General features: G+C 70.4%; 8 protein-coding genes. All 8 read right to left on the bottom strand.

The window, feature by feature from the left end:
* Positions 1–640, bottom strand: a 640-nt coding sequence (locus QZV94_RS22605) for a Clp protease N-terminal domain-containing protein (protein ID WP_293682325.1), incomplete at its 3' end; no start/stop codon positions are given.
* A gap of 120 nt (positions 641–760) precedes the next feature.
* Positions 761–1564, bottom strand: coding sequence for a class I SAM-dependent methyltransferase (locus QZV94_RS22610; RefSeq protein WP_293682328.1), 804 nt, complete (start codon positions 1562–1564; stop codon positions 761–763).
* Between the two features lie 15 nt (positions 1565–1579).
* The gene (locus QZV94_RS22615) at positions 1580–2200 is read right to left on the bottom strand and encodes a prolyl oligopeptidase family serine peptidase (RefSeq protein ID WP_293682331.1); all 621 of its coding nucleotides are present in this window, start codon (positions 2198–2200) and stop codon (positions 1580–1582) included.
* Entirely contained in the window at positions 2167–3534 is a 1368-nt protein-coding gene (locus QZV94_RS22620; RefSeq protein WP_293682334.1) for a hypothetical protein, read from the bottom strand. The genes QZV94_RS22615 and QZV94_RS22620 overlap by 34 nt, the downstream gene beginning before the upstream one ends.
* 66 nt (positions 3535–3600) lie before the next feature.
* Positions 3601–4035 (bottom strand): DUF1178 family protein, encoded by a 435-nt coding sequence (locus tag QZV94_RS22625; protein ID WP_293682337.1) that lies wholly within the window; start codon positions 4033–4035, stop codon positions 3601–3603.
* Between the two features lie 10 nt (positions 4036–4045).
* On the bottom strand, positions 4046–4861 hold the full coding sequence (locus tag QZV94_RS22630) for a carbon-nitrogen hydrolase family protein (RefSeq protein ID WP_293682340.1): 816 nt from the start codon (positions 4859–4861) through the stop codon (positions 4046–4048).
* A gap of 25 nt (positions 4862–4886) precedes the next feature.
* Positions 4887–5144 (bottom strand): glutaredoxin 3, encoded by a 258-nt coding sequence (gene grxC, locus QZV94_RS22635; RefSeq protein ID WP_293682343.1) that lies wholly within the window; start codon positions 5142–5144, stop codon positions 4887–4889.
* Positions 5145–5176: 32 nt separating this feature from the next.
* On the bottom strand, positions 5177–5485 hold a 309-nt coding region (locus QZV94_RS22640; protein WP_293682346.1), incomplete at its 5' end, for a ComF family protein.

Here is a 5485-nt window from a genome sequence, read left to right on the forward strand (position 1 = left end):
CGGTCTTGCCGACGCCCGGCTCGCCGATCAGCACCGGGTTGTTCTTGGTGCGGCGGCTCAGCACCTGGATGGTGCGGCGGATCTCCTCGTCGCGGCCGATCACCGGGTCCAGCTTGCCGTCGCGGGCCGCCTGGGTGAGGTCGCGGGCGTAGCGTTTCAGCGCGTCGTAACGCTCCTCGGCCGAGGCGCTGTCGGCGGTCTTGCCCTTGCGGATGGCGTTTGCGGCGTCCTCCAGCCCCTTGGGCGTGGCACCGCTGTCCTTCAGGAGCTTGGCCGCCTCGCCGCCTTCCTTGGCGATGGCGATCAGCAGGCGCTCGGTGGTGACGAAGGCGTCGCCGGCGGCCTTGGCGCCCGCCTCGGCCTCGGCGAACACGCGGGCTGTCTCCGGCGTCATGTAGAGCTGGCCGGAGCCGCCCTCGACCTTGGGGCGTCGGTTCAGCGCGGCCTCGACGGCGGCGTCCATCTCGGCGGGCCGGCCGCCGGCGCTCTGGATCAGCGCGTCGGCCAGACCGTCCTTCTCCTCGAGCAGCACCTTCAGGATGTGCTCGGGCGTGAGTTGCTGGTGGCGGCGCGCCAGCGCCAGGCTCTGGGCCGACTGGATCGCCTGCTTGGCGCGGTCGGAGTAGATGTCGATGTTCATGCGGTCCCCATTGAGGCGGATGGCCGGCCGTCGCCTTGAGCAAGCGCAAACCGCCGGACCATCCCGATGTAGTGTGGCAATTGCGCCACACAAGCCCTCGGGAGACGGTGAACGACTGGCCTAGGTTCGCGCCCGCAGCACCGCAATCGCCTGGGCTGGCTCGTCGTTCCGTCCCGGAACGATCTCCTCGACCTCGAACCAGGGCGCGGACAGCTCGGCGAGCCGCGCGTGCGTGGTCCAGGCGGAGATGTAGTTGGAGCCCTCCAGGGCGTTGTTCCAGACCACGTAGCCCTCGCCGGGCAGACGCCGAGCGATGTCGCCGGGCGCCCACGCGGTCGCATAGGCCTCATCGTGGAAGGTGAGCAGGGCCAGGCCGCCGGGCCGCAGCACCCGTGCGATCTCTCCCAGCCAGGCGCGCGCCGTGGCCTCGGTGAGGTGGGTCAGCACCGAGTGGGCATAGACGAGATCCAGGCTGCCCGCCGCATTCGCCAGCGGCGGCTGCAGGCGGTTCGCGCGATAGGTTCCCGGCAGGTTCGCCGCGCACCATGTCGCCAGCCGGGGATTGAGGTCGGAACCGTGGAACGCGCCCCCCGCGGCAATCACGTCGGCCGCCAGCCACCGAGCGATCCGCCCCGCGCCGCAGCCGAAGTCGAGCACGTCCAGCCCGGCGTCGACATCCGCACCATGCCGCGCGGCCAGCGCCCGGAATGCCGCGGCGTCGCTGCGGCCCCGCTCGGAGAACCACGCCCGCGATGGCCCGCTGACCAGCACCACCAGTTCCGCCGGCGGCATCGGCCGCCCGTCGTCGACCGCCTCGTCGCCGAGCGCCCGCGCCTGCCGGCGCTCCAGCCAGCGGTAATACGGCCCGATCAGCCCGGTCCGCTCCATGAGGCGGCGGGCAAGGCGGCGAAGCGGCTTCAGCATCGGCCCCCGCTTAGCTCAATTCGGCGGGTTGTGCTTCTCCAGGAAGGCGACGATCGAGCTCAGCATCTCGGTGCGGGTCTCGCCGCGGGATAGCCAGTGGTCTTCCCCCTTGAGCACGAGGAGTTCGACCGGCTTGCCGGCCTTCTCGAGCGCCTCCGACATCCCCCGGCTCTGCTCCAGCGGCACGACGGAATCGTCGCGGCCGTGGATCAGCAACACGGGGATATTCACTCTATCGCCGAGAGCCGACGGGGAGCGTTCGGTCAGGATCTGGTCCCTGCCACTGTCCGCGCCCATGAAGCGGATCCAGTAGCGGAAGGACTCGTGGCTTCGCGCCTTCGACCAGGCGACCATCCGCTTCAGGTCCGAGACACCACCATAGGAGGCCGCGCAGCGGTAGACGCCGGTGTCGATCGCCGCGCCCGCCAGCGCCGCGTAGCCGCCGTAGCTGGCCCCCACGATACACACACGCTTGGGGTCGACGATCCCCTCAGCCGCCAGGTAGCGGACCCCGTCCGAGAGGTCGGTCTGCATCTTGCCGCCCCACTCGCCGAAGCCCGCGGAGAGGAAGGGCCACCCGTAGCCATCGGACCCACGGAAGTTCACCTGGAGCACCGCATAGCCGCGGCTGGCCATCGCCTGGGCCCACCAGTCGAAGCCCGGGCGTCCCGGGAGGCGGGGCCGCCGTGCGGAAAGACCACGAGGGGTAGGTTCTTGGCCGGCGCGCCGTAGGGTGTGGTCAGGTAGCCGCTGAGTTCCGTCCCGTCGTTCGCCTTGAACCGGATCGGCCGCACCGGCGAGATGTCCTTGGCCGTCAGACTCTTATAGCGCGCGAACAGCCAGTCCGTCCGCTTGGTCGCCAGGTCCACCAAGGCGTACGCGGGGCCCTCGGTTGGCGAGTCCACCAGCACCACGATCTTCTTTCGGTCCTGCGACCAGGACTCAAGCTGTACGCGATCGCCGGGAAATGCGGCTCGCACGGCGTTCCAGGTCTTCTGGTCGGCCGGATCGAAGAAAGTGTAGCGATCCTCGTCGCCAGCCAGGGCGTAGTAGCCGATCAGGCGATGCGTCAGCGGGTCGTGGATCATGGCGTCAACGTCGCTGAGTTCCAACGGATCGCCCCAGGTCCCGTCGAAGGCGACCTCGCGCACCTCGAACCCGGTCTCGGCCATCTCGCCCACGATTACCGAGCGGCCGTCGCGGCCTAGCCCCGCCAGGAACGGCGGCTCCGTCTTCGCCTCCAACGTGCGGTTGACCTTCCAGCCAGTCTTGTCGCGGCGCAGCCGCAGCACCCACTTGCCCGTCTTGTCGTCATAGTCCGACCGGGCCAGCGGAACCCCGTCCTGGCCGAGGACGAAGTCGTCCGTGTCGATGACGCCGAGCTCGGCGATCTCCGTCCTGCGGGTATTCATGTCGACCTTGAGGATGGTCAGCACACCCGTGTCAGCGGGAAAGGTGATGCCTCTTAGGAACAGGGTCGGCATCCCGCCGATCACGTGCACCTCGGGCGGCCCGGCCAGCACGTTCATCGAGCCGGTCACCCTCTCCGAGGCCCGCCGTTGCACAATCTGGCCACGGCCGGGGGAGCCGCTGAGCAACGGCGTAGCTTTGTGCCTGGCGAGGTCGAGGTCGAACCCCAGCAGCCACTCCCGCCGCGGACCGATCAGGCCGGGGACCCAGCTTGTCGTCGACGTGGTGACGATGACGCGATCGGAGCCGAACCAGTCGAGGCGCCGGACCTTCGCGGCGCCGACCGCGTAGGTCTGCATCGGGCCCGCAGGCAGGGGCTTGATGCCCAGCATCCGCTGCTCACCCGTCGACATGGCGATCGCGAGCTTGGAGCCGTCCGGCGATATCTCGATCGACTCGATGGAGGGCAGCCCGCCGTAGGCCTCGAGCGGCGCTGCGGCCGCAGGCGCAGCGAGGCCCACGGCCAGCACCAGCCCGGCCACCCAACCTGGGATATTCATGTCCGAAGGTCCCCACCCTGACGCGACTGGAGATTGCCGCGCGAACGGGCGCGGGGCAAGTCGGCGTCAGTTGAGCTCGGAAGGCTTCACCGGCTCGGGCGGCAGGGGGGCCACGGGGACACCGTCCTCGACCAGGTCGCGGATTTCCCGGGGCGTGGCCTGGCCGTAGATGCCGCGATCCTCGGCCTTGCCCTCGTGGATGGCGCGCGCCTCGGTGGCGAAGGCGTCGCCAACGTCGTCGAAGTTCTCTTCCACATGGGCGCGGATGCGGCCGGCGGCCTCCATCATCATCGCCTGCATCTGGGCGGGGGCCGGGTTGGCGCGGGCCGTGCGCTTGGTGCCGGCGACGGCCGGAGCCATGATCTGCTTGCTCACGTGCCTGGAGGCGCACAGGGGGCACTCGACCAGACCGCGGCCCCGCTGGTCGTCGTAATCGGCCGATGAGGCGAACCAGCCCTCGAAGGCGTGGTCGTGGTCGCAGGTGAGAGCGTAGCGGATCATTGGATCGGGTCTAGGGGCCGGTGAAGGAACGCGCGTTGGCGAGCGCTGGGATGGCGGCGCGGGCCTTCGCCGACGCCGCCAGGTCGAGGTCGGCCAGAAGCACGCCCGGCTCGTCGTGGTCAAGGTGGGCGACCACCGCGCCCCAGGGCTCGACCACCAGCGAGTGGCCCCAGGTGCCGCGCTGGTCCTCGTGCCGGCCGCCCTGGGCCGGGGCCAGGATGTAGCTGCCCGTCTCGATCGCGCGGGCCCGCATCAGCACCTCCCAATGGGCCTCGCCGGTGGGCCGCGTGAAGGCGGCGGGGATGGTCATCACCTGCGCGCCGGCCGTCGCCAGGGCGCGGTAGAGCGCCGGAAAGCGCAGATCGTAGCAGATGGTGAGGCCCAGCCGCAGCCCGTCGACGTCGGCGGTCACGGCCCGGTCGCCGGGCTCGTAGGTGGCGGATTCGCGCGCGGTCTCGCCGGTGGGCAGGTCGACGTCGAACATGTGCAGCTTGTCGTAGGTCGCGGCGATCGAGCCGTCGGGGCGGACCAGGACCTGGCGGTTGGCGGCCTTCCCGTCCTCCCGGAGGACCAGGGCGGAGCCGATGTCGATCCAGACGGACAGCTCGCGGGCCGCGTCGCGCAGGGCGTTCACGACCGGGTCGTCTTCGAGCCGCGTGAGCTGCGGCAGCAGCTGTTCGCGGTCCTTCTGGAGGATGTTGGTCCCCTCCGGCGTCACGATCAGCCGCGCACCCCCCGCCGCGGCTTCCCGCACCAGCGGCAGGACGTGGGCAAGCGCAGCGGCGTGCGTCGCCGGGGTGCGGGTCTGGATGAGGCCGACTTTCATGCCGGCCAGCATAGCGCCGCGCGCCCTATGCCGCGAGCAGCGGGTCCAACTTGCCGGCGCGTTCCAGGGCCATCATGTCGTCGCAGCCGCCGATGTGCCGATCTCCGATGAAGATCTGCGGGAACGTCGCGCGACCGCCGGCCCGCCGGATCATCTCCTGACGCTTGTCGGGATCGAAGGCGGCCTCGATCTCTGTGAATTCGACGCCCTTGCTTTCCAGAAGGTCCACGGCGCGAACGCAGTAGGGACAGTAGGGCTTTGTGTAGATGGTCACCTGGGTCATGGGGCTCTAACGAAGCATATTCCTGCGAAGCTTCATATGGTGAGTCCGGCCGCGTCGCGCACCCTGGCGACGACCGCCAGGTCGACGCGGGCCGCGCCGGCGGCCTTCAGCGCCCGCGCACAGCCCTCGGCGGTGGCCCCGGTGGTGAGCACGTCGTCGATCAGCAGGATACGCATGCCGGCCACCTGCTTCGCCCGCGCCGGCGGGACCTCGAAGGCGCCGGCGACGTTGCGGCGGCGCCCCGAACCGGACTTCCCGCCCTGGGTCGCGGTCGCCCGCCGGCGGACCAGGGCGTCGGGCAGGTAGGGCGTGCCGGTCAGTGCGGACAGCGGGCGAGCGAT

The sequence above is a fragment of the uncultured Phenylobacterium sp. genome (assembly GCF_902826855.1).
Taxonomy (GTDB): Bacteria; Pseudomonadota; Alphaproteobacteria; order Caulobacterales; family Caulobacteraceae; genus Phenylobacterium.

What these genes read in the sequence shown, in the direction of transcription:
- QZV94_RS22610 (WP_293682328.1), bottom strand. Translation starts at nt 1,564, where the DNA reads ATGCTGAAGCCGCTTCGCCGCCTTGCCCGCCGCCTCATGGAGCGGACC.
- QZV94_RS22615 (WP_293682331.1), bottom strand. Translation starts at nt 2,200, where the DNA reads ATGGCCAGCCGCGGCTATGCGGTGCTCCAGGTGAACTTCCGTGGGTCC.
- QZV94_RS22620 (WP_293682334.1), bottom strand. Translation starts at nt 3,534, where the DNA reads ATGAATATCCCAGGTTGGGTGGCCGGGCTGGTGCTGGCCGTGGGCCTC.
- QZV94_RS22625 (WP_293682337.1), bottom strand. Translation starts at nt 4,035, where the DNA reads ATGATCCGCTACGCTCTCACCTGCGACCACGACCACGCCTTCGAGGGC.
- QZV94_RS22630 (WP_293682340.1), bottom strand. Translation starts at nt 4,861, where the DNA reads ATGAAAGTCGGCCTCATCCAGACCCGCACCCCGGCGACGCACGCCGCT.
- grxC (WP_293682343.1), bottom strand. Translation starts at nt 5,144, where the DNA reads ATGACCCAGGTGACCATCTACACAAAGCCCTACTGTCCCTACTGCGTT.